Source organism: Streptomyces sp. NPDC002851, assembly GCF_053591935.1.
The window spans coordinates 17,689-40,368 of record NZ_JBSFUT010000036.1 but is presented as its reverse complement, the minus strand read 5'-3'; the positions used below and the strand labels follow the sequence as shown (position 1 = coordinate 40,368).

26 protein-coding genes are annotated in these 22,680 nt (G+C 71.1%); 14 read left to right on the top strand and 12 right to left on the bottom strand.

Annotated features, from left to right (window positions below; all coding sequences use genetic code 11):
- Positions 1 to 32: 32 nt before the first annotated feature.
- Complete coding sequence (locus tag ACWD10_RS30120; RefSeq protein ID WP_451096587.1) at positions 33 to 290, top strand: DUF3099 domain-containing protein; 258 nt, start codon at positions 33 to 35, stop codon at positions 288 to 290.
- Between the two features lie 27 nt (positions 291 to 317).
- Here ACWD10_RS30120 and ACWD10_RS30115 read toward each other — a convergent pair whose 3' ends face one another.
- Positions 318 to 680 carry a DsrE family protein gene (locus ACWD10_RS30115; RefSeq protein WP_451096585.1) on the bottom strand — a complete coding sequence of 121 codons (363 nt, stop codon included), beginning with the start codon at positions 678 to 680 and terminating at the stop codon, positions 318 to 320.
- Between the two features lie 309 nt (positions 681 to 989).
- On the opposite strand from ACWD10_RS30115, the gene ACWD10_RS30110 reads away from it, so the two are divergent.
- The 3 genes from ACWD10_RS30110 (at position 990) to ygfZ (ending at position 3,119) form a co-directional block, all read left to right on the top strand.
- Positions 990 to 1,577 carry an FABP family protein gene (locus ACWD10_RS30110; RefSeq protein ID WP_451096583.1) on the top strand — a complete coding sequence of 196 codons (588 nt, stop codon included), beginning with the start codon at positions 990 to 992 and terminating at the stop codon, positions 1,575 to 1,577.
- A 71-nt stretch (positions 1,578 to 1,648) separates the two neighbouring features.
- A complete protein-coding gene (locus tag ACWD10_RS30105) occupies positions 1,649 to 2,119 on the top strand; it encodes a Fur family transcriptional regulator (protein ID WP_451096581.1) in 471 nt (156 codons plus the stop codon).
- Between the two features lie 34 nt (positions 2,120 to 2,153).
- Positions 2,154 to 3,119, top strand: coding sequence for a CAF17-like 4Fe-4S cluster assembly/insertion protein YgfZ (ygfZ, locus tag ACWD10_RS30100; protein ID WP_451096579.1), 966 nt, complete (start codon positions 2,154 to 2,156; stop codon positions 3,117 to 3,119).
- 40 nt (positions 3,120 to 3,159) lie between these two features.
- Here the strand turns inward: ygfZ and dtd are convergent, their stop codons facing one another.
- Positions 3,160 to 3,597, bottom strand: a complete 438-nt coding sequence (gene dtd / locus ACWD10_RS30095; RefSeq protein ID WP_451096577.1) for a D-aminoacyl-tRNA deacylase — start codon at positions 3,595 to 3,597, stop codon at positions 3,160 to 3,162.
- A gap of 200 nt (positions 3,598 to 3,797) precedes the next feature.
- On the opposite strand from dtd, the gene ACWD10_RS30090 reads away from it, so the two are divergent.
- The 3 genes from ACWD10_RS30090 (at position 3,798) to ACWD10_RS30080 (ending at position 6,879) form a co-directional block, all read left to right on the top strand.
- Positions 3,798 to 4,418, top strand: a complete 621-nt coding sequence (locus ACWD10_RS30090) for an RsiG family protein (protein ID WP_451096575.1) — start codon at positions 3,798 to 3,800, stop codon at positions 4,416 to 4,418.
- Positions 4,419 to 4,552: 134 nt separating this feature from the next.
- Positions 4,553 to 5,548: an asparaginase gene (locus ACWD10_RS30085; RefSeq protein WP_451096573.1), complete on the top strand. Its 996-nt coding sequence runs from the start codon at positions 4,553 to 4,555 to the stop codon at positions 5,546 to 5,548.
- An 80-nt stretch (positions 5,549 to 5,628) separates the two neighbouring features.
- A complete protein-coding gene (locus ACWD10_RS30080) occupies positions 5,629 to 6,879 on the top strand; it encodes a GNAT family N-acetyltransferase (RefSeq protein ID WP_451096571.1) in 1,251 nt (416 codons plus the stop codon).
- 12 nt (positions 6,880 to 6,891) lie between these two features.
- On the opposite strand, the gene ACWD10_RS30075 is transcribed toward ACWD10_RS30080, so the two are convergent.
- Entirely contained in the window at positions 6,892 to 7,518 is a 627-nt protein-coding gene (locus ACWD10_RS30075) for a TetR/AcrR family transcriptional regulator (protein ID WP_451096569.1), read from the bottom strand.
- Positions 7,519 to 7,583: 65 nt separating this feature from the next.
- On the opposite strand from ACWD10_RS30075, the gene ACWD10_RS30070 reads away from it, so the two are divergent.
- Positions 7,584 to 9,806, top strand: a complete 2,223-nt coding sequence (locus ACWD10_RS30070; RefSeq protein WP_451096567.1) for a HelD family protein — start codon at positions 7,584 to 7,586, stop codon at positions 9,804 to 9,806.
- A gap of 96 nt (positions 9,807 to 9,902) precedes the next feature.
- Here the strand turns inward: ACWD10_RS30070 and ACWD10_RS30065 are convergent, their stop codons facing one another.
- Both ACWD10_RS30065 and ACWD10_RS30060 read right to left on the bottom strand, forming a co-directional pair.
- Entirely contained in the window at positions 9,903 to 10,316 is a 414-nt protein-coding gene (locus tag ACWD10_RS30065) for a VOC family protein (RefSeq protein ID WP_451096565.1), read from the bottom strand.
- 10 nt (positions 10,317 to 10,326) lie between these two features.
- Positions 10,327 to 10,746, bottom strand: coding sequence for a helix-turn-helix transcriptional regulator (locus tag ACWD10_RS30060; RefSeq protein WP_451096563.1), 420 nt, complete (start codon positions 10,744 to 10,746; stop codon positions 10,327 to 10,329).
- Positions 10,747 to 10,902: 156 nt separating this feature from the next.
- Between ACWD10_RS30060 and ACWD10_RS30055 the strand changes: the two genes are divergently transcribed.
- The 3 genes from ACWD10_RS30055 to ACWD10_RS30045 all read left to right on the top strand — a co-directional run bounded on the left by ACWD10_RS30055 (position 10,903) and on the right by ACWD10_RS30045 (position 12,503).
- Positions 10,903 to 11,385, top strand: coding sequence for a helix-turn-helix domain-containing protein (locus ACWD10_RS30055; protein ID WP_451096561.1), 483 nt, complete (start codon positions 10,903 to 10,905; stop codon positions 11,383 to 11,385).
- A gap of 28 nt (positions 11,386 to 11,413) precedes the next feature.
- Positions 11,414 to 12,052: a hypothetical protein gene (locus ACWD10_RS30050; protein WP_451096559.1), complete on the top strand. Its 639-nt coding sequence runs from the start codon at positions 11,414 to 11,416 to the stop codon at positions 12,050 to 12,052.
- 112 nt (positions 12,053 to 12,164) lie between these two features.
- On the top strand, positions 12,165 to 12,503 hold the full coding sequence (locus tag ACWD10_RS30045; protein WP_451096692.1) for a DUF2516 family protein: 339 nt from the start codon (positions 12,165 to 12,167) through the stop codon (positions 12,501 to 12,503).
- A gap of 163 nt (positions 12,504 to 12,666) precedes the next feature.
- Here ACWD10_RS30045 and ACWD10_RS30040 read toward each other — a convergent pair whose 3' ends face one another.
- The 3 genes from ACWD10_RS30040 to ACWD10_RS30030 all read right to left on the bottom strand — a co-directional run bounded on the left by ACWD10_RS30040 (position 12,667) and on the right by ACWD10_RS30030 (position 16,294).
- A complete protein-coding gene (locus ACWD10_RS30040) occupies positions 12,667 to 13,941 on the bottom strand; it encodes a PP2C family protein-serine/threonine phosphatase (protein ID WP_451096557.1) in 1,275 nt (424 codons plus the stop codon).
- A 303-nt stretch (positions 13,942 to 14,244) separates the two neighbouring features.
- Complete coding sequence (locus ACWD10_RS30035) at positions 14,245 to 15,264, bottom strand: NlpC/P60 family protein (protein ID WP_451096690.1); 1,020 nt, start codon at positions 15,262 to 15,264, stop codon at positions 14,245 to 14,247.
- Between the two features lie 307 nt (positions 15,265 to 15,571).
- Positions 15,572 to 16,294 carry a class I SAM-dependent methyltransferase gene (locus ACWD10_RS30030; RefSeq protein ID WP_451096688.1) on the bottom strand — a complete coding sequence of 241 codons (723 nt, stop codon included), beginning with the start codon at positions 16,292 to 16,294 and terminating at the stop codon, positions 15,572 to 15,574.
- Between the two features lie 385 nt (positions 16,295 to 16,679).
- Between ACWD10_RS30030 and mshA the strand changes: the two genes are divergently transcribed.
- Entirely contained in the window at positions 16,680 to 18,044 is a 1,365-nt protein-coding gene (gene mshA / locus ACWD10_RS30025) for a D-inositol-3-phosphate glycosyltransferase (protein ID WP_451096555.1), read from the top strand.
- A complete protein-coding gene (locus ACWD10_RS30020) occupies positions 18,037 to 18,543 on the top strand; it encodes a YbjN domain-containing protein (RefSeq protein ID WP_451096553.1) in 507 nt (168 codons plus the stop codon). Before mshA ends, ACWD10_RS30020 begins: the two co-directional genes overlap by 8 nt.
- 120 nt (positions 18,544 to 18,663) lie before the next feature.
- Here ACWD10_RS30020 and ACWD10_RS30015 read toward each other — a convergent pair whose 3' ends face one another.
- The gene (locus tag ACWD10_RS30015; RefSeq protein ID WP_451096551.1) at positions 18,664 to 19,959 is read right to left on the bottom strand and encodes an MDR family MFS transporter; all 1,296 of its coding nucleotides are present in this window, start codon (positions 19,957 to 19,959) and stop codon (positions 18,664 to 18,666) included.
- 114 nt (positions 19,960 to 20,073) lie between these two features.
- Here ACWD10_RS30015 and ACWD10_RS30010 point away from each other — a divergent pair, with 114 nt between their 5' ends.
- Positions 20,074 to 20,832 (top strand): phosphoglyceromutase, encoded by a 759-nt coding sequence (locus tag ACWD10_RS30010; RefSeq protein WP_451096549.1) that lies wholly within the window; start codon positions 20,074 to 20,076, stop codon positions 20,830 to 20,832.
- 82 nt (positions 20,833 to 20,914) lie between these two features.
- Here the strand turns inward: ACWD10_RS30010 and ACWD10_RS30005 are convergent, their stop codons facing one another.
- The 3 genes from ACWD10_RS30005 to phoU form a co-directional block, all read right to left on the bottom strand.
- Positions 20,915 to 21,412 (bottom strand): quercetin 2,3-dioxygenase, encoded by a 498-nt coding sequence (locus tag ACWD10_RS30005; protein WP_451096547.1) that lies wholly within the window; start codon positions 21,410 to 21,412, stop codon positions 20,915 to 20,917.
- 232 nt (positions 21,413 to 21,644) lie between these two features.
- Positions 21,645 to 21,797 (bottom strand): hypothetical protein, encoded by a 153-nt coding sequence (locus ACWD10_RS30000; protein WP_451096545.1) that lies wholly within the window; start codon positions 21,795 to 21,797, stop codon positions 21,645 to 21,647.
- A 145-nt stretch (positions 21,798 to 21,942) separates the two neighbouring features.
- Entirely contained in the window at positions 21,943 to 22,644 is a 702-nt protein-coding gene (gene phoU, locus ACWD10_RS29995) for a phosphate signaling complex protein PhoU (RefSeq protein ID WP_451096543.1), read from the bottom strand.
- Positions 22,645 to 22,680: the final 36 nt, after the last annotated feature.

Sequence of the window (22,680 nt, the reverse complement as noted above, 5' to 3'; positions counted from 1 at the left end):
CCGTGCCGGGAAGTGCGCCCTACGCTGGACTTATGTACGCACACCGGCGTCATGTGTACTTCGTGATGATGGGGACGTGCCTCACGCTGTTCGTCCTCGCGTGGGCCGTGGTGCGCCTCTGGTCGATCCCCGTCGCCGTCGGCATGTGCGTGGTCGCCATGGCCATCCCGCCGATCGCCGCGATCATCGCCAACCGGCGCGGCCCCGACGACCGCTGGTGGGACGACCCGTCCGGGGATCCGAAGTCCGACGAGTGGTGGGACGAGTTGGACGGCAAGAAGCGGTACTGAGCCTCAGTACGTAGTTTTCCGGACGCCTCAGTACACGAGCGCCTGGACGTCGTCCGCCATGATCTCGCTGACGAAGACCTGCGCCCCGGCGATCCGTACGCCGTCGATGACGTCCTTCTCCGCGATGTCGCGGCGGGCCGCGCACTGGGTGCAGAGGGTGATCTGCCCGGCCGCCTGGATGGACTCGATCAGATCCGGCAGCGGCGCCGCGTGCGGCAGATCGAATTCCGCGGCCCGGCCCGGCAGCGCGAACCACGCGGACTCGCCGGTCAGCCAGAGGGAGACGGGCACCCCGCTCGCCGCCGCCACGGCCGCCGCCGTGAACGCCTGCGAGCAGCGCTCGGGGGCGTCGTGCCCCGCGGTCACCTTGATCACGAGCTTCTTCGCCATGGCCGCACTGTACGCGCGCCAGGCCTTACGGAGAGCTACCCGGCCCACCGTACGAGCCGCGCGGCCCACCTCACAGCGAAGCGTCGCGGCGGGCGGTCTAAGCTGGTGTGCGGCTCAGGCCCTGGGCCGCTTCCACCCGCTGACCCCTCGCGAGGAGCACCCCGTGCTTGAGGCTTTCTTCTCCACCCTGCTGGTCCTGGTCTGCGTCGGCGTACTCGCGTTCGCCGGTCTGACCGTAAAGAAGCTGTACCAGGGTCAGCGCTGACCGCCGTACGCCTCCGCCTCCGAAACAGATCGCCTGAGTAGTCCATGATCGAGATCCCGTCCGACCTCCACCCGGACCTTGTGCCGCTCGCCTTCCTCCTCGGCAACTGGGCCGGTGCCGGCGTGCACGACTTCCCCGGCAGCGAGAAGTGCAACTTCGGCCAGGAGGTGTCCTTCAGCCACGACGGCCGGGACTTCCTGGAGTACCGCTCGCACAGCTGGGTGCTCGACGCCGAGGGCAACAAGGTCAAGCCGCTCGAGTCCGAGTCCGGCTTCTGGCGCATCTCCGCCGAAGGTGACAAAGGCCCCCGCAAGGTCGAGGTCGTGATGGTCCGCGACGACGGCGTCGTCGAGGTCTGGTACGGCGAGCTGGCCGACAAGAAGCCGCAGATCGACCTGGCCACGGACGCGGTCGCGCGCACCGCCGCCTCCGGCCCGTACAGCGGCGGCAAGCGGCTCTACGGCTATGTGAACAGCGACCTGATGTGGGTCGGCGAGAAGCAGACGCCCGAGGTGCCGCTGCGGCCGTACATGTCGGCGCAACTGAAGAAGGTCGTGACGCCGGAGGACGTCGAGTCCTGGGCCAAGGACCTCGGCGACCTGCCCGACGACGGCATCACCTTCTTCAAGTAGGACTTCAAGCTTCAAGTAGGACTTCAGGCAGGACACAATCCCGCACCACGGGGCCGCTCTAGACTGGCCCCGTGGTGAGCACCGACTGGAAGAGCGACCTCAGGCAGCGCGGCTACCGGCTGACGCCGCAGCGCCAGCTTGTCCTCGAAGCCGTCGACACCCTGGAGCACGCGACCCCGGACGACATCCTCGCCGAGGTCCGCAGGACCGCCTCCGGCGTGAACATCTCCACGGTCTACCGCACCCTGGAGCTCCTGGAGGAGCTCGGCCTGGTCAGCCACGCACACCTCGGGCACGGGGCACCGACGTACCACCTCGCCGACCGGCACCACCACATCCACCTGGTGTGCCGGGACTGCACCGAGGTCATCGAGGCCGACGTCGGGATCGCCGCGGCCTTCACCGCGAAGCTCCGCGACACCTTCGGCTTCGACACCGACATGAAGCACTTCGCGATCTTCGGCCGCTGCAAGAAGTGCACGCGGGCGGCGGAGGACGGCCCGGAGGAAGGCAAGACCACCGGCCAAGGCGTACGGGAATGAATCCGGCCGCCACCGGGTCGTAGTGTGAGTGGATATGAAGAGCCTTTTGCTGTCCCTGCCCGGCGCGGTCCCCGCCGAGGGCGCCGACGAAGGAGTCGCCGCGCACTACGGCGAACTCTTCCGTGAGCAGCGCGCCCTCGCCGACGGAACCGGTCTGGTCGACCTCTCGCACCGCGGCGTCGTCACGGTCACCGGTGACGACCGGCTGAGCTGGCTGCACCTGCTGCTCACCCAGCACGTCAGCGAGCTGCCCCCGGGGCAGGCCACCGAGGCCCTCATCCTCTCCGCGCACGGCCACATCGAGCACGCCCTCTATCTCGTCGACGACGGCGAGACCACCTGGGCGCATGTCGAGCCCGGCACCCAGGACGCGCTGATCGCGTACCTGGAGTCGATGAAGTTCTTCTACCGGGTCGACGTCGCCGACCGCACCGAGGAGTTCGCGGTCGTCCACCTGCCCGCCGGGTCCATCGCGCCCGTGCCCGAGAGCGTCGTCGTACGCGAGACGGCACACGGCCGTGACCTGTTCCTGCCGCGCCGCGACCTTGAGGCGTACGCCGAGCAGCACGGCCCCGCGATCGGTGTCCTCGCGTACGAAGCGCTACGGGTCGAGGCGCACCGGCCGCGGCTCGGCTTCGAGACCGACCACCGCACCATCCCGCACGAGCTGGGCTGGATCGGCACCGCGGTCCATCTGCAGAAGGGCTGCTACCGCGGCCAGGAGACCGTCGCCCGGGTGCACAACCTGGGCAAGCCCCCGCGCCGCCTGGTCTTTCTGCACCTGGACGGCAGCGAGGTGCACCTGCCGGGGCACGGCACCGAGATCCGGCTCGCCGCGGACGGCCCCGACGGCCGCAAGCTCGGCTTCGTCACGACGTCCGCGCGCCACCATGAACTGGGGCCGATCGCGCTGGCTCTGGTGAAGCGGAATGTGCCCGTGGACGCGGAGTTGCTTGCCGGTACGACGGCGGCGGCTCAGGAGGTTGTGGTCGAGCCGTAGTTGGGCGTAGCCGCGGCTCCCATCTGGGCGTACCTGCGGCTCACATCTCAAGGAGCACCGTGAACGGCCCGTCGTTCGTCAGGGACACCCTCATCTGCGCCCCGAACCGGCCCGTCGCCACCGTCGCCCCAAGGGCCCGCAGCTGGGCCACCACCTCGTCGACGAGCGGTTCGGCCACCGGCCCGGGCGCGGCCGCGTTCCACGTGGGCCTGCGGCCCTTCCGTGCGTCTCCGTACAGCGTGAACTGGGAGATGACGAGCAGCGGCGCATCGATGTCGCTGCACGACTTCTCGCCGTCGAGGATCCGCACGGACCAGAGCTTCCGGGCGAGTTGGGCCGCCTTCTCCTTGGTGTCCTCGTGGGTCACGCCCACCAGGACACACAGGCCCTCGCCCGTGATCTCCCCCGTGACCTCGGGGCCGCCCGCGCCCGGGACGACGACGCTCGCACCATCCACCCGCTGTACCACCGCTCGCATGCGGCCCATCATGCCGTGAGCCGGGCCGCGCCCGTCCCGGACCCTGCCTCTGTCCCGTGCCCCGGACCCATTCCAGGCCGTAAAGGTTCCCGTTTGCGGCCGATCGGGCCCGAACGAGTGCAGTGCGCCACATCTGTTGCACTCGGGGTGGCACGATGCCCACACGCGGTGCGTCGCACCGGTCGAGGGGACGGTTACAGATGAGCAGCACTTCCAGCGCCGGACGGCCGCAGCCGTCCGGGCCCGTGCCGGTGGTCCACGCCACCCGGGTCAGCGCGCCACGGCCGCCCACACAGCGGACCGGCAGCCCGCCGCTGCCGGACATGCCCGAGCACGATCTCGGGGTGTTCCGCCTGAGCGAGCTGCGGGCACTCCGCCGTACGTCACAGCAGGACGAGGCCGACCTCAGCTATGTGCGTCGGCTGCTCCAGGGGCGGATCGACATCCTGCGGGCCGAGCTGACCCGGCGACGTGACCCGGCGGCCCCGGCGCCCGACACGGACATGGTGGTACGGCTCTCCGGGATCCTCGCGGACACCCCGTCGCGGCATCGGTCCTCGGCCCGGCACGTCACGGTCGGCACCCCGCACGGCGAGGAGTACCGGCGCCTTGCCGCCGAGATGCTCGCCGAGGTGGAGCTCTCCGACCTGGACGCCCGCACCGACGACGAACTGCACACCGCGATGGGCCGCCTGATCCGGTACGAGCAGCAGGTCTCCCGGCGCCGCCAGGACCTCCAGCGGACGGCCGACGATTGCAGTGCGGAGATCGCACGCAGGTACCGTGAAGGGGAAGCACAAGTCGACGACCTGCTCTCCTGACCCAGCGGCCCAGCCATTCCCGGCAGTACGGCGCGGGTGGCCGGGGCGGGCACGTCCCGTCCCGGAAGGCCGACGACCGCACGATGACGTCCACGCCCGAATCTACCTGCGCGCCCGTATCCACCTCCGCGCCCATGCCCGCTCCCGCCGCTCCGGCTGCTCCCGCCGCTCCGGCCGAGCCCGTGGGCATATCCCCGGTCCTCGCCGAGGTCGTACGTTCCGGCTTCGTCGAGGGTCGGCACCGCGGCTCTCTGGTGCTGCTCGCGGCGGACGGCTCCGTGGAGTGGTCCCTCGGCGATGTGACGGCGCCGGTCTTCCCGCGCTCCGCGAACAAGCCGATGCAGGCGGCGGCCGTGCTCCGTGCCGGGCTCGAGCTCGAGGGCGAGCGGCTCGCCCTGGCCGCGGCCAGCCACTCGGGGGAGGCGTTCCACCTGGACCGGGTGCGCAAGATGCTCGCCGAGTTCGGCCTGGCCGAGTCGGAGCTCCAGTGCCCGCCGGACCTGCCGCTCGACCCGGCCGAGGCCGAGACGTATCTCGCCGGGGGCGCGGCGCGCGAGCGGATCACCATGAACTGCTCGGGCAAGCACGCCGCGATGCTCGCCGTCTGCGCCCAGCAGGGCTGGCCGCTCGGTTCCTACCTCGAGCCGTCCCACCCGCTACAGCTCCTGATCCGCGAGGTGGTCGAGGAGGCCGCCGGTGAGCCGGTCGCGGCCGTCGGCACGGACGGCTGCGGCGCCCCGCTGATGGCGATCAGCCTCACCGGCCTGGCCCGCGCCTTCCGGCACTTCGTGCTCGCCGCGCCGGGCTCGGCCGAGCGCCGGGTCGCGGACGCGATGCGGTCCCACCCCGAGTACGTCGCCGGGACCCGCCGCCCCGACACCTGGCTCATGCAGGCGGTGCCGGGCGCCCTGTCGAAGATGGGCGCCGAGGCGGTCCAGGCCGTGGCCCTGCCGGACGGCCGCGCCCTGGCCTTCAAGGTGGACGACGGCGCGATCCGGGCCCTCGGTCCGGTGCTCGCGCGGGCGCTGACGCGGATGGGAGTCGAGGACGCCGTGGTCGAGCGCATCGCGGACGCACCGCTGCTCGGGGGCGGCGAGAAGGTGGGCGAGATACGGGCCGTCTTCGGCTGACCTCCCCAGCCCCGGGAAGGGCGGGACCGGGGAGAAAAAACCCGGATGCAGCCCCCGCCCCCACTCCCTACCGTGGCCCCATGCCCCCCGAGCCCGAGATCCGCACCCTGACCGCTGACGACGTGCCCGACTGGCTGCGTGCCGTGCGTACCGGGTTCCTGCAGCCCCCGGTCATCACGGAGCAGGAGCTCGAGAAGCGCAGACCAGGGATCGACCTCGACCGCACCCAGGGCGCCTTCGACGCGGGCCACTGCGTCGCCACGTTCCGGTCGTTCGCGCAGGAGCTCACCGCCGTCGGCGGCACCCCCGTACCCGCCGACGCGATCTCGAACGTCACCGTCTCGCCCACCCACCGCCGCCGCGGCCTGCTCAGCCGCATGATGGCCGCCGACCTCGCGGCCGCGAAGGAGCGGGGCGACGTGGTGGCCACGCTGATCTCCGCCGAGTACCCGATCTACGGGTGGTACGGCTTCGGGCCCGCCGCCCGCACCGCCGAGTGGGAGGTCGACGTGCTCAGGTCCGGCCTCGACCCGCGCCGGGCGGGCCCGGACGACGGCGGCCGTATCGACCTCGTGGACGCGGCGGACGTACGCAAGGAAGGACCCGCACTGCACGAGCGGCTGCGGGCCGTGCAGCACGGCGCGGTGAACCGGGACGAGCGCTGGTGGCAGGTGAACACCGGCGCCGTCGTCCTGGACCCGGCGCACTGGACCGAGCCGTTCTACGCCCTGTACCGCGCGGCGTCCGGCGAGACCGAGGGCTATGTCGTCTACCGCTCGGACGACAAGTGGGGCGACAACAAGCAGCCCGGCAACACCGCCACGGTCGCCGACCTCATCGCGGCCACCCCCGCCGCCGAGCGGGCCCTGTGGCAGTACGTCTGCTCCATCGACTGGATCACCAAGGTACGCACGGGCGGCCGTGCCCCCGACGACCTCCTCCCGGACCTCCTCCCCGACCCGCGCGCCGCCCGCATCGTGACGGTCGCGGACTGGCTGTGGGTGCGGATCCTGGACGTCGTACGGGCCCTTGAGTCGCGTACGTACGCCGGGACCGGGACCGTCGTCCTCGACGTGACCGACCGGAACGGGCTCGCGGGCGGCCGCTTCCGCCTGGACGCGTCCCCCGAGGGCGCGAGTTGCACACCGACCGAAGAGTCCGCGGAACTCTCCCTCGACATCGGCGACTTGGGCTCGCTGTGGCTGGCGGACGAGTCGGCGGTACGGCTCACCGCACTCGGCCGGATCCGGGAGGAGCGGCCGGGTGCGTCCGCCACGCTGGACGCCCTGATGCGGACGTCCCGCCGGGCGTGGTGCCCGGACATGTTCTGAGCGGCACCCGCGTTACGAACGTCCGAACTCGCCCAGTCCCGACCTGAGTTGGGCGAAGGCCGAGCGTGCGGCCGCCTTCGCTTCCGCGCGCAGGGCGTCGGCGGTCTCGCCCGCGGCGATCCGGCGGGCGTTGTCCTCCGCCAGGATGCGCTGCACCGCCACGATCTGACCGGCCGCGAGCCGGGCCTCGACGCCGTCGCCCAGTACGTCGGCGAGGGCCTTGGCGAGGGCCTGTTCGGAGCGGCGCTGGTACGTGTGCAGGCGGGCGAGAAGCGACGGGGTCCCGTACAACAGGCGCTGGAAGGCCAGGGCCTCCGGGTCGTCGTTGAGCCCGGTCACCGGGTCGTCCCGATCGAGCGCGGACAAGAAGTGCGCCTCCAGGGCGTCCAGCGCTGACTCGTCGGCGGCGCGCGCGGAGACGATCCGGGCCGCCTCGTCCTCGTGGTCGGCGAAACGGTGCAGCGCGAGGTCTTCCTTCGCCGGGAAGTACCGGAACAGGGTCGGCTTGGAGATCTCGGCCGCCGCCGCGACCTCGGCCACCGAGACCTTGTCGAACCCCTTCTCCAGGAAGAGCGCGATCGCCGCATCGGAGATCGCCGCGTACATCCGCTGCTTCTTGCGCTCGCGCAGGCCCGTCATGGGGGCAGTCTACGAGATATGAGGCTGGGTAAAAAACGTTACTCGGTTACGTTATGCTGGCCCGCGTGACTGAGCTCCCCGTACTCCGTGACGAAGTACTCCGTGACGAACGACTCCGTGACGAACTGGCCCAGGAACGGGCCTTCCACGACACCTGCCGCGCCGCCCTGGACGCCATGGTCGAGGGCGCCGCGGAACAGGTCATCGTCGGCGAGGACGTCTCCGCGTCCGGCGCCGACGCCGAGGACCTCGGGTACCGGCTGCGCAGCCGGGCCAAGGAGATGCGTGAACTCCCGCCCGGGCCCCTGTTCTTCGGACGGCTCGACTTCGGGGAAGGGGCGGGCGCGTCTCGCGAGCACCGCGGGCAGCGGTATCACATCGGCCGACTGCGGATCACCGAGCGGCCCTCCGCGCCGCCCCTGGTCGTCGACTGGCGCGCGCCCGTCTCGCGCGCCTTCTATCAGGCGACGCCGCGTGACCCGCAGGGCGTTGCGGTGCGCAGGCGCTTCGGCTGGGCGCCGGGTAGTACGGGGGAGTCCGCCGACCTGACGGGCCTCGAGGACGAACGTCTTGGGGTGGACGGTGAGGTGGGGCCCGAGACCCGTGCCGGGGCCGGGACCGGTGCTGGGTCCGCGGCGGGTGCCGGTGCCGGTGCCGGGGGAATCCTCGCGGGGGAGATCGAGCGGCCCCGGGTCGGGCCCATGCGGGACATCGCCGCCACCATCCAGCCCGATCAGGACGATCTCGTACGCGCCGAACCGACCGCCTCCCTCTGCGTCCAGGGCGCTCCGGGCACCGGCAAGACCGCGGTCGGGCTGCACCGGGCCGCGTATCTCCTCTACACCTTCCCGCAGCGCATCCAGCGCGGCGGCCTCCTGATCCTCGGCCCCAACCGCACGTTCCTGACGTACATCTCGGAGGTCCTGCCCGCGCTCGGCGAGAGCGGAGTACGGCAGTCCACGCTGCTCGACACCATCGCCCGGCAGCCGGTGCGCGCCACCGATGACCCGGCCGCGGCGGTCGTGAAGCACGACCCGCGGATGGCGGAGATCCTGAAAAGGGCCCTCTATGCGCGTGTGGCGTTGCCGGGTGCCACTCCGTGGGAGGCGGCTTCTGGAACGGTGTCCCACGGAGGGGCGTCCCACGGAGTGGCGTCCCACGGAGGGGTGTCCAACTCCCTTGCGATACGAGACGGTTCGTACCGCTGGCGCGTGGACGGCGCGGACGTGGAGCGGATCGTCGAGGACGTACGCGAGGAGGCACCGCCGTACGCGATCGGGCGCGAGCGCGTCCGCACCCGGGTCCTTCGCCTCGTCCAGGAGCAGGCCGAGCGACGTGCGGGCCCGCGGAACAACACCTGGCTACAGAAGATCTCCCGGGCCCGCCCGCTGACCGCGCTGCTCGACACCGTATGGCCGAAGACGACCCCCGAAGAGGTGCTCGCCGGGCTGTTCTCCGACCCGGACGCGTTTGCCGCCGCGGCCGACGGCCTGCTCCAACCCGCCGAGCGCGCCGCGATCCTGTGGGCCGAGCCGCCGCGCTCGCCCCGCTCGGCGCGCTGGTCCGCGGCCGACCTCGTGCTGCTCGACGAGCTCGCGGGCCTCATCGAACGTCCCGAGGGGTACGGCCATATCGTCGTCGACGAGGCCCAGGACCTCTCCCCGATGGAGTGCCGGGCCATCGCCCGCCGCGCGGACTTCGGCTCCCTGACCGTCCTCGGCGACCTCGCCCAGGGCACCACGCCGTGGGCCGCGCGCGACTGGCCCGCGCTGCTGCGCCACCTGGGCAGGCCCGAGGCGGCGGTGACGCAGCTGACGACGGGATTCCGGGTACCGGCCGCGGTCGTGTCGCTGGCCAACCGGGTCCTTGACGCCCTGGATGTCGCCGTACCGCCCGCGCGGTCCCTGCGTACGCGTACGGAGGGGGAGTTGACGGTCCGTGAGGTGACGGAACCGGTGGCCGCCGTGGTCGACGCGGTGCGCGCGGCGCTCGGCCGCGAGGGCTCGATCGGCGTCATCGCGCCCGACGCGGGCCCGGTCGGCGCGGACGCGGCACGGGCCGCCCTCGACGCGGCGGGCATCGCGGCGGCGGGCCCGGACGACCTGGGCGCGCGGGTGACGGTGCTGCCCGCCTCGGTCGCCAAGGGCCTGGAGTACGACCATGTCGTGGCCGTCGAGCCCGCGGCGATCGCGGAGGCGGAACGGCGCGGCCTTGAGCGGCTGTATGTGGTGCTCACCAGGGCGGTGTCCCGCCTGGACGTGATCCACAGCAGACCGCTGCCGTTCTGAGCACGGGACCGCCGCCCTGGTCGGCTACTCCCGCTACTTCCGCTACTTCCGCTGCTTCCGCTACTCCCGCTGCCTCCGCTTCTCCCGCTACCTCGGCTACTTCCGCGGCTGGTTGATGCGCAGCATGTTCCCGGCCGGGTCGCGGAAGGCGCAGTCGCGGACGCCGTACGGCTGGTCCATCGGCTCCTGCAGCACCTCGCCGCCCGCGGCACGGATCCGCTCGAACGCGGCGTCGACGTCGTCGGCCCGGAAGATGACGCCGCGCAGCAGGCCCTTGGCCATGAGCTCGGCCACCGCCTGCCGGTCGGCTTCCGTGGCGTTGGGGTCGGCGAGCGGCGGCTCGATGACGATCTCCACGTCCGGCTGCGACGGCGCGCCGAGCGTCACCCAGCGCATCCCCTCGAAACTGACGTCATTGCGCACCTCGAGACCGAGTGCGTCGCGGTAGAAGGCGAGTGCCTTTTCGTGGTCGTCGACGGCGATGAAGCACGTGGAAAGCTTGATGTCCATGCCCTCAACGCTAGGGACCGTCGTCGGCTTTCGCTTCTCCGTTCCTGACCGGTCGCGTGTAGATCTTGGCGACGCAGGCCGGGATGGCGGCGCCTTCGTCGTGGTCGCGGGCCCGGTACGCGCTCGGGCTCTCCCCGACCAACTCGGTGAACCGCGAGCTGAACGAGCCCAGCGAGGTACAGCCCACCGCCATGCAGACCTCCGTCACCGTGAGGTCGCCACGCCGCAGCAGAGCCTTGGCCCGCTCGATCCGGCGCGTCATGAGATAGCTGTACGGCGTCTCGCCGAAGGCGGCACGGAAACTGCGCGAGAAGTGCCCCGGCGACATCAGAGCGCCCCGCGCCAGCGCCGGAACGTCCAGCGGCTCCGCGTAATCACGATCCATCCGGTCGCGGGCCTGCCGCAGCCGGACGAGATCGGAGAGAGGCACACGAGAAACGCGAGACACGCGAACTACGGTACGGGAGGTGTCCTCGGTCGGGGCCGGGTGTCGCGGAGTGCGATGTTCCACTCTCGCAACGTGGCGTGGGACACTATTGCAAGCAGTTGCTTGCAATAGTTAGCGCGGGTGGGGCAGTATCAAGGCATGGCATCGCTCAACGTCGGCAATCTCGGTGCGTACCTGCGCGAGCAGCGGCGCAATGCGCAGCTGTCGCTGCGGCAGCTCGCCGAGGCCGCCGGGGTGTCCAACCCGTATCTGAGCCAGATCGAGCGAGGCCTGCGCAAGCCCAGCGCGGACATCCTGCAGCAGCTCGCCAAGGCGCTGCGGATCTCGGCCGAGACGCTTTACGTCCAGGCCGGAATCCTCGACGAGCGTGACCGCGACGAGGTGGAAACGCGCGCCGCGATCCTCGCTGATCCGACGATCAACGAGAAGCAGAAGCAGGTGCTGCTGCAGATCTACGAGTCCTTCCGCAAGGAGAACGGGCTCGACATATCCACAGACGTCGAGAAATCCGCCGAACCCACCGACGCCGACAAGCCCACGGACCCCGACACCTCCACGGACACCGCCGATGACGGCCCCCGCACGGCCGGCGGCAGTGATGCCACCGAAACCTCACCCTGACCCGAGGAACCCGAGGAGCACAGCAGCCATGGCCATCACCGACGACATCCGCAAGACGCTCAGCGACCCGACCCCGCTCTACTTCGTCGCCGGCACCGCCGACCTGGCCGTACAGCAGGCCAAGAAGGTCCCGGCGCTGCTCGAGAAGCTGGAGGCCGAGGCGCCGGCCAAGTTCGACGCCGGTCTCGAGGCCGTCCGCACCGCCGACCCCAAGCAGTTCCAGGAGAAGGCGACCGCCCGCGCCAAGGAGGCGCAGGAGACCCTCCAGGCCAAGCTGGCCGAGGTGTTCGGCACCCTCGACACCGACGTCAAGAAGTTCGGCGAGAGCGCCCAGGGTCTGGCCCTGCGCGGCGTCGGCGTGGCCGCCGAGTACGCGGTCAAGGCGAAGGAGACGTACGAGAAGGTCGCCGAGCACGGCGAGCAGGCCGTCCGGACCTGGCGTGGCGAGTCGGCCGCGGAGGCCGAGGAGCCGGCCGCGGTCACCGCGTCCGAGACCGAGTCCGAGACCGAGAAGTCGGCGGCGGAGCCGGTCGCGGTCGAGGACGAGGCCAAGGCGGACGCCGCGGCGAAGAAGCCCGCGGCCAAGAAGACCGCCCCGAAGACGACCGCGACCACCGCCAAGAAGACGACGACGGCGAAGAAGAGCGGCACGCCGTCCGCCGAGTAAGGCGAAGTAAGGCGAGCGCGGTGCTGCGCCCCGGGCACTAACGGAGTGCCCGGGGCGTTATCCGGGTACCGTGGCCGCGTAGGCATGACTCTCTGATCGGGTGGTGGGCAAAGTGCTGATGGAAGCGTTCGGCGGCCTGATGTTTCTGATCTTCACCGCCATGCTGGTGCTCGCCGTGGTCGCCCTGGCCATGGCCGCCGTGGCCCGTGAGGACGCCTACCGCGCGGCGGACAAGCAGACCAAGAACTTCTGGCTGATCATCCTGGGCATCGTGGTCCTGGTGAACCTCCTGGTCCCGATGCTCCTCCTGCAGATCGTGGGCCTGATCGCCACCATCGTCTTCCTCGTGGACGTACGCCCCGCCCTCCGCGAGGTCACCCGCGGTCGAGGCCCCCGCCGCGGCGGCTCGAGCAGCGACGGCCCTTACGGCCCGTACAACGGTGGGCGGTAAGGCTGTACGGGGGTTAAATCAGCCCGTCCGGCGTTTGAGGACGAGGCCTGTTCAGGGCCGATAGCGGGGGTCTGGGGGCGGCAGCCCCCAGGAGCGGCGACCGAGCCAACGGCACGGACACGTCAGACGGAAGAAACGCCCCCCCCCCGCGCCCCCGCGCGGCTCAGTGAGTGCCGCGGCCAAGCAGCACGACCGCCACGTCGTCCGTCAGGTCCCCGCCGTTGAGGTCCCGTACCTCGTTCATCGCGGCCTCCAGGAGCTCCTCCCCACGCAGCCCGGCGGCGACCTGGCGGCGGACCATCTCCACCATGCCGTCCTGACCGAGCCGCTGCTTGCCCTCGCCGATACGGCCCTCTATCAGGCCGTCCGTGTAGAGCATCAGGCTCCACGCGGCGCCGAGCTCCACCTGCTGCCGAGGCCAGCGGGCCCCCGGAAGCAGGCCGAGCGCCGGGCCGCTGTTCTCGTACGGCAGCAGCTCGGCGAGCTGCCCCTGGCGAGCTATCAGCGGCGACGGGTGCCCGGCGAGGCACAGCCCGGCGCGGCGGCCGTCGGGCGAGATGTCGACGGTACAGAGCGTCGCGAAGATCTCGTCATCGGGCCGCTCGTGCTCCAGGACCTGCTGCAACGTGGAGAGCAGCGCGTCCCCGCAGAGCCCGGCAAGAGTCAACGCCCGCCAGGCGATCCGCAGTTCGACGCCGAGCGCGGCCTCGTCCGGACCGTGCCCGCAGACATCACCGATCATGGCGTGCACGGTGCCGTCGGGGGTGCGCACGGTGTCGTAGAAGTCGCCACCGAGCAGCGCCCTCGACCGCCCGGGGCGGTAGCGCGCGGCGAACCGCAGCCGGGCACCGTCGAGCAGCGGGGTCGGCAGCAGGCCGCGCTCCAGACGCGCGTTCTCCTGCGCCCGCAGCCTGGACTCGGTCAGCTGGCGCTGGGCCATATCCGCCCGCTTGCGTTCCACCGCGTACCGGATGGCCCGGCTGAGCAGCCGCCCGTCCAGCTCCTCCCGGAACAGGTAGTCCTGCGCGCCCACGCGCACCGCTTCGCCCGCCCGCTCGATGTCACCGGACGCGGTGAGCGCGAGCACGGCGTGCCGCGGGGCGAGCCGCAGCACGTGCTTGAGCGTCACCAGCTCGTCGTCCACCTTGTCCGCCCCGGCCCCCGGCGCGGGCAGCGCGAGGTCGAGCAGGATGCAGTGCACGTCGTCGGTGAGCAGCCGCTCGGCCTCGGTGAGGTTGCGCGCGGTACGGATCCGGATGGGCTTGCCTGCGGCGTCGAGCATCTCGGGCACGCTCAGCGCCCCGGCCGGGTCGTCCTCGATCACGAGGAGCGTCAGACCGCTGTCGGTGTTCGCGCAGGCCGCCTTGGCCTGCGCCGCTTGCGCCTGACCACTCTCCGCGGCCGGGATTGCTCTCTGCCGCGGTATGGGTGCGGGCATCGTCCTGTTTCCTTCCCTCCCCCCGAGGGCACGGTGGAACGACGATCGACGTCCCACCCGACGGGGACCATAGCGGTAGGTGGCACCGGTTTGGAATGGTGATCGGCAAACCGCAGGTGTCATATGCCGCATCCCGTACCGCATTTGGCCGGGCCGGGGTTCTGAGAGGGATGACGAAGGTCACGCCGCCAGGGTTGCTCCGGTGAGCCGGGCCACATGACCTACGTCACCAGGCGATGTCGCGAAGCCACGTTGGCAGGCCGACGGTGCGGATCCATGTCAGCAGGCCCGCGGTGCGGACCGCTACTTGTCCGGGCGGACCACCCCGAGTATGTACATGGAGCCCGCGCCCGCCACGGTGATGTGACGCCCGGGACGCGGGGCGTGCACGATCGCTCCGTCGCCGATGTACATCCCGACGTGGCTGGCGTCCTTGTGGTAAATGATCAGGTCGCCGGGGCGCATGTCCTTGATGTCGATGCGCGGCAGCTGCTTCCACTGCTCCTGCGAGGTGCGCGGAATGGTCTGCCCCGCCGCTATCCACGCCTGCGAGGTGAGGCCCGAGCAGTCGTAGGTCTTCGGGCCTTCGGCGCCCCACTCGTAGGGCTTGCCGAGCTGCGCGGTCGCGTACTTGACGGCCTTTTTGCCCGAGGCGGACGCCCGGCCGTTGAGCTCCTTGAGCGTGCCCTTGTCCAGCCAGGCCATCTGGCGCTTGTACTGCGCCGCTTGCTCCAGTTCGAGCAGGCGCTCGCGCTCCTTCTTCTCGAGCTTGGACTCCAGCGCCTTGGCCGCCTTGATCTTGGCCTCGATCTCCTTCTTGGCGGCGGCCTTCCGCTTGCGGTTCTCCTCCAGCTTCTTCCACTGGGTCTGGGCGTCCGCCGTGTCGCTCCGCAGGTTCGACTGGGTCCGGGACATCTCACCGAGCAGGCCCTTGGTCGCCTGCTGTCCCTGGCGCAACCGGCCTGCGTGGTTCAGGAATTGAGCCGGGTCATCGCTCAGCACCAGTTGTGCCTGTGGGGGCATGCCGCCGCTACGGTACTGGGCGCGGGCCGCGGCACCGGCGCGCTTCTTCAGGTCGTCGAGCTTGTTCTGTCCGCGGACTATGGCGCGGGCCAGACGCACGATTTCGGCGGACTGGTCCTTCGCCTTCTCCTCCGCGGCGTTGTAGGCATCCGTGGCCACCGCCGCCCGGTGGTAGAGCTTGTCCATTTCCTTGCGGACTTCTTCAAGCGTCTTCGACGACGCGGGAGTTCTGGGGCTCGGCTTCGCAGGAGGCTGTATCGCCGACTGGGCCTGTGCCACCGCCGGTGTGCCGAGCACCATCGCCGCGCAGGCCAGCGTCGTGGCCGTCACGGTCGAACGCCGCTTTCCGAACTTCCCGAACTTCCCGATCACGCCCAGTCCCCCCTGAACTGATTGCCCGTCAGTAACTTGTGGACCTGTCCGGATGGTGCCACGCCCGCGCGCAAAGTGACAGAGGCGGACAGAACTCCTGGCCACCCGTGTCGCAAGCCGCGCGATCCCTCCGCGCTACACCCCCGGATCCTTCGCACATTTCGACGAACGGTCGCCGTGCGGTGTTCCCGCGTCACAGAAAGTCACTCGTGTGGGGGAGGTCGGGAGGCGTGGTTCAGGACCCCCGCGGTGCCAATGCCTCCCAGGCGACCGTGACTTCGCCCTGCCGCCACCGTGTCTCCCGGTCCGTCACCGGCCAGTCGGCGCGCAGGTCCCGTACCGCCCTGATCCAGCGCTGCCGGGCGCCGTACGCGGCGAAGGGCGCGGCGGCCGCCCACGCGCGGTCGAAGTCGCGCAGGAAGGCATGCACCGGCTCGCCCGGCACGTTGCGGTGGATCAGCGCCTTCGGCAGCCGTTCCGCCAGGTCCGAGGGGCGTGCCAGGGAGCCGAGCCGGGTCGCGAACGTGACCGTCCGCGGACCTTCGGGCCCGAGCGCCACCCACACGTGCCGCCGCCCGATCTCGTCGCAGGTCCCCTCGACCAGGAGTCCGCCGGGCGCGAGCCGCCCGCACAGCCGCCGCCACACCGCGGCGACCTCGGCCTCGTCGTACTGCCGCAGCACGTTCGCCGCCCGGATCAGCTGCGGCGGCCGGTCCGTGGGCACCTCGAAGCCGCCGTGCCGGAAGGTGAGCCCGGTTATCTCGTACGGCTTCGCGGCCGCCACCCGCGCCGGGTCGATCTCGAGACCGGCGACCTCGACCGCGGGCGCGGCGGCGCACAGCCGGTGCAGCAGCTCGACGGCGGTCCAGGGGGCGGCGCCGTAGCCCAGGTCGACGGCGAGCGGGGCGTCGGCGCGGCGCAGCGCGGCGCCGTGGGTGACGGCGATCCAGCGGTCCATGCGGCGCAGCCGGTTGGGGTTGGTGGTCCCGCGCGTGACGGTCCCGACGGGAGAGAGGGGCAGCCCGCAGGGCTTCTGTTGAGGGTGGTGGTGGGAGACGGGAGGGCGGGATGAGGGGCTGCGGGCCATGCCCTCCAGTATCCGCTGCCCGAGTGTCACCCGATCCGCGGGCCGCAGCTGCCGTGCCGGTGCCCTCGTCGAGGGCTCTCCCGCGGTCCCCGTCGCCGCGGGGCCGCGGTCACGGTCGGGACATCCCCGCGTAATGCTTTGGCAAAGTGGAAATGGAACAGCGGGTTCCAGCGTTGCCGGTCACGGGTGGCGTGACCGCCACTCCGCGACGTCATGCCCACCGAAGGCCGGCCCCAGGCCGCAAGGAGGACGCCACGTGAGCCAGTACGCGACTCGGCTCGGCGAACGCCTCACCGGCAGTATGCCCCCGCGCCTCCGCTTCCCCGGCGGGCACCGCAGGCCGCGCCGGGTGGCCATGCTCAGCGTGCACACGTCGCCGCTGCACCAGCCGGGCACCGGCGACGCGGGCGGCATGAACGTCTACATCGTCGAGCTGGCCAAGCGCCTCGCGGCGATCAATATCGAGGTCGAGATCTTCACGCGCGCGACGGAGGGCGGCCTGCCGCGCCGCGTCGAGATGGCCCCCGGTGTGCTCGTACGGCATGTGGACGCGGGCCCCTATGAGGGCCTCGCCAAGGAGGAACTGCCCGCCCAGCTCTGCGCGTTCACGCACGGCGTGATGCAGGCGTGGGCCGGTCACCGCCCCGGCTACTACGACCTGGTGCACTCGCACTACTGGCTGAGCGGCCACGTCGGCTGGCTCGCCGCCGAGCGCTGGGGCGTCCCGCTGGTGCACGCCATGCACACCATGGCCAAGGTCAAGAACGCCGCGCTCGCCGCCGGTGACACCCCCGAGCCCGCCGCCCGCGTGATCGGCGAGACCCAGATCGTCCGCGCCGCCGACCGCCTGATCGCCAATACAGAAGAAGAGGCGGACGAACTCGTACGCCACTACGAGGCCGACCCCGGCAAGGTCGCCGTCGTCCACCCCGGCGTCAACCTCGACCGCTTCCGCCCCGCCGACGGCCGTGCCGCCGCCCGGCAGCGCCTCGGCCTGCCGCAGGACGCGCTCGTGCCGCTATTCGCCGGGCGCATACAGCCCCTCAAGGCGCCCGACATCCTGCTCCGCGCCGTCGCCGTGCTCCTGGAACGCCGGCCCGAGCTGCGCGGCCGACTCGTCGTGCCCGTGGTGGGCGGTCCGAGCGGCAGCGGTCTGGCCAAGCCCGAGGGCCTGCAGAAGCTGGCCGCCCAGCTCGGTATCTGCGATGTCGTACGGTTCCGGCCGCCGGTCGGCCAGGACCAGCTCGCGGACTGGTTCCGGGCCGCCTCCGTCCTGGTGATGCCCTCCTACAGCGAGTCCTTCGGGCTCGTCGCCATCGAAGCGCAGGCCGCCGGTACTCCAGTAGTGGCGGCTTCGGTCGGCGGACTGCCCGTGGCGGTGCGCGATGGCGTCAGCGGCTTCCTCGTAGAGGGGCACGATCCGGCCGCGTACGCCGAGGCGCTCGGCCGCTTCGTCGACACGCCGCACCTGGTGGACCGGATGGGCGACGCCGCCGCCCGGCACGCGCAGTCCTTCGGCTGGGACACCGCGGCCGCGGCGACGGAGGACGTCTACACCGCGGCCGTGCACGAGCAGCGAGGCCGTCGCGAGTACAGTCGCGTACGCTCGCACCATGGCTGAGACAGCGGGCGACAACGACGCGCGACAGGTCGTCGAGCAGGCGCTCAAGGACGCCGAACTGGAGTGGGAGTCCCCGGAGCCGGGCTCCTATGTGGTGAAGCTGCCCGGTACCCGGAAGCTCTCCACGACGGTGTCGCTGATCGTCGGCAGACACTCCTTGTCCCTCAACGCCTTTGTGATCCGGCATCCCGATGAGAACGCCGAGGGTGTGCATCGCTGGCTCCTTGAGCGCAATCTCCGTCTCTACGGGGTGAGTTACGCGGTCGATCCGCTGGGCGACATCTACCTCACCGGCAAGTTGCCGCTCGCCGCGGTCACGCCGGATGAGCTCGACCGGCTGCTCGGGTCGGTGCTTGAGGCTGCTGACGGGGCCTTCAATACGCTGCTCGAGCTCGGGTTCGCGACGGCCATTCGTAAGGAGTACGAGTGGCGGGTGTCGCGTGGCGAGTCGACTCGAAACCTTGAGGCGTTCACACATCTGACCCAGCCTCGGGAGTAGGGGTCTCTGTCCCCTGTCCCACGCTTCCCCGACTTCACCGGCGAGCTGCACGCGCGCGTGGAGGCGTACGGCCGTCCCGGCGGTGTGGAGCCGCGCGATCTGCACGAGGCCAGCGGGCCCTCATGCCTCCGCGCTGACCTCGGACCCGGCGGGCTTGGTGGGCTTGGCCGGGTCCGTGACCACCGGCTCGGCCGGTTCGTCGTCGTCCAGGACGCGGCGCAGCCGGGTCGAGTAGCCGAGGGCCGCGATGCAGCCGAGCACCGCGCAGAGCGGCCAGAGCACGTTCGGGCCGGGGCCGTCCATGATCCAGCCCGCGAGCAGCGGCGCGACGAACCCGGCCGCCGCCCAGGAGGTGCCCATCACGCCCTGGTAGCGGCCCCGCGCGTGGTCCGGCGCGAGCTTCGCGGTCGCGGCGGCGTTGGTCGGCACGTGCACCATCTCGCCGATGGTCCACACCGCGACGCTCACCGCGAACAGCAGCGGCGTCCCGGCGAGCGCGGTCATGCCGAGGCCGACCGCGAACAGCAGCGAGGAGACGGTGAGCAGGGCCGCGGGGGAGCGGTTCTCGGTGATCCGGTTGATGGTCAGCTGGAGGCCGACGATCAGCACGCCGTTGACCGCGATGACCATGCCGTACATCCCCGGCTCGAGGCCCTCGGCGGCCATGGTCAGCGGCAGGCCGACCCAGGGCGTGGTGAAGATCAGGCAGACGAGGAGGTTGAGCACGACCAGGGTGCGGAAGGGGGCGTCGCGCAGCACGTCGAGCGTGGACAGCTGCTCGGCCGGAGCGCCCGCGTCACCGGTCGCCGCGGCCGTGTGGTCCGGCCGCGACTCGGGGATCCGCAGGAAGACGACGAGCACGCACAGCAGGGTCGCGACCGCGTCCGCCACGAACAGGGTCCGGTAGCCGAGGACGAGCGCGGCGCCGCCGCCGAGCGAGGCTATGGCGAAACCCAGGTTCAGGGCCCAGTAGTTGAGGGCGTACGCCCGCCTGCGGTCGTGCTCCGGCACCAGGTCCGCGATCACCGCGCCGATCGAGGGCCGTACGCCCTGGAGCGCGACGCCGAGCAGGGTCACCACAACGGCGATCGCCCAGGCCTCCGTCACGAGGGCGAGTGCGCCGGTGCAGCAGGCCGCCGCCAGATGCATCGTGATCATGGTCGGGCGGCGGCCCCACCGGTCCGTCAGGGCGCCGCCGAGCGGTGCGCCGAGGATGCCGCCGAGGCCGTGCAGGGCGATCACCACACCCGCGTACCAGGGCGAGAAGCCCAGCTCAAGAGTGAGGAAGAGCGACAGGAAGGTGAGAACGAAGGCCCCGGTCCGGTTGACCAAGGTGGAGGCCCAGAGCCACCAGAACTCCCTGGGTAGTCCCGAGACGCTCTCCCGTGCGGCGCGTTGGAGCGAGGCGATGGACACGAGCGGCCCCCCGATGGCGACGTAGTCCGGCGTACGTAAGTAGCGTGCGGCAGATTCGCAGCTTACGTACGGGCGGCCGCGGCGCGCCATCGAATTTCGATTAGGCTCGTACGCATGGCCGACGCACCGTACAAGCTGATCCTCCTCCGCCACGGCGAGAGCGAGTGGAACGCCAAGAACCTGTTCACCGGCTGGGTGGACGTGAACCTCAACGAGAAGGGCGAGAAGGAGGCGGTCCGGGGCGGCGAGCTGCTCAAGGACGCCGGCCTGCTGCCCGACGTCGTGCACACCTCGCTCCAGAAGCGCGCGATCCGCACCGCGCAGCTGGCGCTCGAGGCCGCCGACCGTCACTGGATCCCGGTCCACCGCAGCTGGCGCCTGAACGAGCGCCACTACGGCGCCCTGCAGGGCAAGGACAAGGCCCAGACCCTGGCCGAGTTCGGCGAGGAGCAGTTCATGCTCTGGCGCCGCTCCTACGACACCCCGCCGCCCCCGCTCGAGGATGGCGCCGAGTTCTCCCAGTCGGGCGACCCGCGCTACGCGTCGATCCCGCCGGAGCTGCGCCCGAAGACGGAGTGCCTCAAGGACGTCGTCACGCGGATGCTCCCGTACTGGTACGACGGCATCGTCCCGGACCTGCTCGACGGGCACACCGTCCTGATCGCCGCGCACGGTAACTCGCTGCGCGCCCTGGTCAAGCACCTGGACGGCATCTCGGACGCCGAGATCGCGGGCCTGAACATCCCGACCGGCATCCCGCTCGCCTACGAGCTCGACGGCGACTTCAAGCCGGTCAAGCCGGGCGGCACCTACCTCGACCCGGACGCGGCGAAGGCGGCCATCGAGGCGGTCAAGAACCAGGGCAAGAAGTAACGTCCCCAGCGATCACGCCCCTCACCTGCGCTTTCGTGTGCAGGTGAGGGGCTGTTGCGTATCTGAGGGTCCCTGCGTCGTTTCAATGAGGCGCGGCGGCCGGAGGCGGGCCGAGGATTTCGATGCCGTGCCGGGCGGCGGCGTGGCCTAGCGCGGCCGGGTCGGGCGGCGCCGGATCCGGAAGCCGCCGCTCCGCGGCGGGCTCACCGGCCTCGGCCACGAAGTGCTCGAAGCCGGACGGTGTGGTGATCTGCAGGGCGCGCAGCGGCGCGTCCCCGACGAGGAAGGTGTGCGGCAGCCCTACCGGCAGGTGGACGAAGTCACCGGGACCCGCGCTGAAGGTGTCGCCGGCACAGTGGAATTCGACGGCGCCCGACAGTACGTAGAAGAGCTCGTCCTCTTCGAGATGGCGGTGGAGCGGCGGGGCGAAGCCCGCAGGGTTGAGGAACTCCGCGATGGTGAGCCGGTCACGGGTCTGCGCCCCCGCGGCCTTCATGGTGACGAGGCTGCCGAGAAACCAGAGGGAGTCCCCCTCGGTCTCGCGGAGGACGTAGGGACGGACGGGAGCGGTCCGAGACATGGCCGCCTCCTCATGCGAGAGACGTCGTCTGCCGTCTAAGGAACAGCTTTTCCCGACTCGGGTTCTGCCGCCACCTCACCGACCGCCGCAAGCGCTCCAGCGCTTCTACCGGTTTAACCGGTTTAACCGGTGGCCCAGCGTGTGCCCACGACGGAGAGCGCGCCCACGACTGAGGGCCCCGTCCACCGGACGGGACCCTCAGTCGTGACAGAGCCTCAGCGTGCGGCCTCACTCACCCACCGCACTGGCAGGGCGCGCCCTGCTGGCAGCCGCAGCCGCAGCCCGAACCGCAGCCGCACGCGCCGATCAGAGGCAGGTGAACGACGTCGACCGGCTCGGCGGGAGCGGCGTCCTGCTGGGGGTCGGTCGTGGGGGTATCGGCCATGTGAACCCTCCTTGAAGGGTTGAAGGGCGAACGGCTCGCGAGCAGGTCGCCCGCGCGCCCACGCCCATTTCATGCCCACTGGGTCGGGCGCATCAACGGCGCACAGAGGCTCGAATTCTCCGGGCACGCACGGCAGTTCGCGCGTTCACGCCCCCTCGGCAGACCGCACCGCCCCGGCCGCCGGGTCGCCCGCGCTCTGGAGCTCGTCGGCGTGCTCGCCGGTCACCAGGTAGACCACCCGCTTGGCGACCGACACGGCGTGGTCCGCGAACCGCTCGTAGTAGCGGCCGAGCAGCGTCACGTCCACGGCCGTCTCGATGCCGTGCTTCCAGCGGTCGTCCATCAGGTGCTGGAACAGGGTCCGGTGCAGCAGGTCCATCTCGTCGTCGTCCTGCTCGAGCTGGAGCGCCAGGTCGATGTCCTTGGTGATGATGACCTCCGCGGACTTCGCCATCAGGCGCTGCGCGAGCTGGCCCATCTCCAGGATCGTGGCGTGCAGGTCGCGCGGCACCGCCCGCTCCGGGAAGCGGAGCCGGGCCAGCTTGGCGACGTGCTGGGCCAGGTCGCCGGAGCGCTCCAGATCGGCACTCATGCGCAGCGAGGTCACGACGATCCGCAGATCCGTGGCGACCGGCTGCTGCCGCGCGAGCAGGGCTATCGCCCGGGCCTCCAGGTCATGCTGCAGGTCGTCGACCTTCTGGTCCGCGGCGATCACGCTCTCGGCGAGCTTGAGGTCCGCGTCGAGCATGGCCGTGGTGGCGCGCCCGATCGCCGAACCGACGAGCCGGGCCATCTCGACAAGGCCCTCGCCGATCGAATCCAGTTCCTCGTGGTACGCGTCCCGCATGGAGCTCCCTCTTTCTCGTACGTGCCGGGGTTCGAC

What these genes read in the sequence shown, in the direction of transcription:
- ACWD10_RS30120 (WP_451096587.1), top strand. Translation starts at nt 33, where the DNA reads ATGTACGCACACCGGCGTCATGTGTACTTCGTGATGATGGGGACGTGC.
- ACWD10_RS30115 (WP_451096585.1), bottom strand. Translation starts at nt 680, where the DNA reads ATGGCGAAGAAGCTCGTGATCAAGGTGACCGCGGGGCACGACGCCCCC.
- ACWD10_RS30110 (WP_451096583.1), top strand. Translation starts at nt 990, where the DNA reads ATGATCGAGATCCCGTCCGACCTCCACCCGGACCTTGTGCCGCTCGCC.
- ygfZ (WP_451096579.1), top strand. Translation starts at nt 2,154, where the DNA reads ATGAAGAGCCTTTTGCTGTCCCTGCCCGGCGCGGTCCCCGCCGAGGGC.
- dtd (WP_451096577.1), bottom strand. Translation starts at nt 3,597, where the DNA reads ATGCGAGCGGTGGTACAGCGGGTGGATGGTGCGAGCGTCGTCGTCCCG.
- ACWD10_RS30090 (WP_451096575.1), top strand. Translation starts at nt 3,798, where the DNA reads ATGAGCAGCACTTCCAGCGCCGGACGGCCGCAGCCGTCCGGGCCCGTG.
- ACWD10_RS30085 (WP_451096573.1), top strand. Translation starts at nt 4,553, where the DNA reads ATGCCCGCTCCCGCCGCTCCGGCTGCTCCCGCCGCTCCGGCCGAGCCC.
- ACWD10_RS30080 (WP_451096571.1), top strand. Translation starts at nt 5,629, where the DNA reads ATGCCCCCCGAGCCCGAGATCCGCACCCTGACCGCTGACGACGTGCCC.
- ACWD10_RS30075 (WP_451096569.1), bottom strand. Translation starts at nt 7,518, where the DNA reads ATGACGGGCCTGCGCGAGCGCAAGAAGCAGCGGATGTACGCGGCGATC.
- ACWD10_RS30065 (WP_451096565.1), bottom strand. Translation starts at nt 10,316, where the DNA reads ATGGACATCAAGCTTTCCACGTGCTTCATCGCCGTCGACGACCACGAA.
- ACWD10_RS30055 (WP_451096561.1), top strand. Translation starts at nt 10,903, where the DNA reads ATGGCATCGCTCAACGTCGGCAATCTCGGTGCGTACCTGCGCGAGCAG.
- ACWD10_RS30050 (WP_451096559.1), top strand. Translation starts at nt 11,414, where the DNA reads ATGGCCATCACCGACGACATCCGCAAGACGCTCAGCGACCCGACCCCG.
- ACWD10_RS30040 (WP_451096557.1), bottom strand. Translation starts at nt 13,941, where the DNA reads ATGCCCGCACCCATACCGCGGCAGAGAGCAATCCCGGCCGCGGAGAGT.
- ACWD10_RS30035 (WP_451096690.1), bottom strand. Translation starts at nt 15,264, where the DNA reads ATGGTGCTCGGCACACCGGCGGTGGCACAGGCCCAGTCGGCGATACAG.
- ACWD10_RS30030 (WP_451096688.1), bottom strand. Translation starts at nt 16,294, where the DNA reads ATGGACCGCTGGATCGCCGTCACCCACGGCGCCGCGCTGCGCCGCGCC.
- ACWD10_RS30020 (WP_451096553.1), top strand. Translation starts at nt 18,037, where the DNA reads ATGGCTGAGACAGCGGGCGACAACGACGCGCGACAGGTCGTCGAGCAG.
- ACWD10_RS30010 (WP_451096549.1), top strand. Translation starts at nt 20,074, where the DNA reads ATGGCCGACGCACCGTACAAGCTGATCCTCCTCCGCCACGGCGAGAGC.
- ACWD10_RS30005 (WP_451096547.1), bottom strand. Translation starts at nt 21,412, where the DNA reads ATGTCTCGGACCGCTCCCGTCCGTCCCTACGTCCTCCGCGAGACCGAG.
- ACWD10_RS30000 (WP_451096545.1), bottom strand. Translation starts at nt 21,797, where the DNA reads ATGGCCGATACCCCCACGACCGACCCCCAGCAGGACGCCGCTCCCGCC.
- phoU (WP_451096543.1), bottom strand. Translation starts at nt 22,644, where the DNA reads ATGCGGGACGCGTACCACGAGGAACTGGATTCGATCGGCGAGGGCCTT.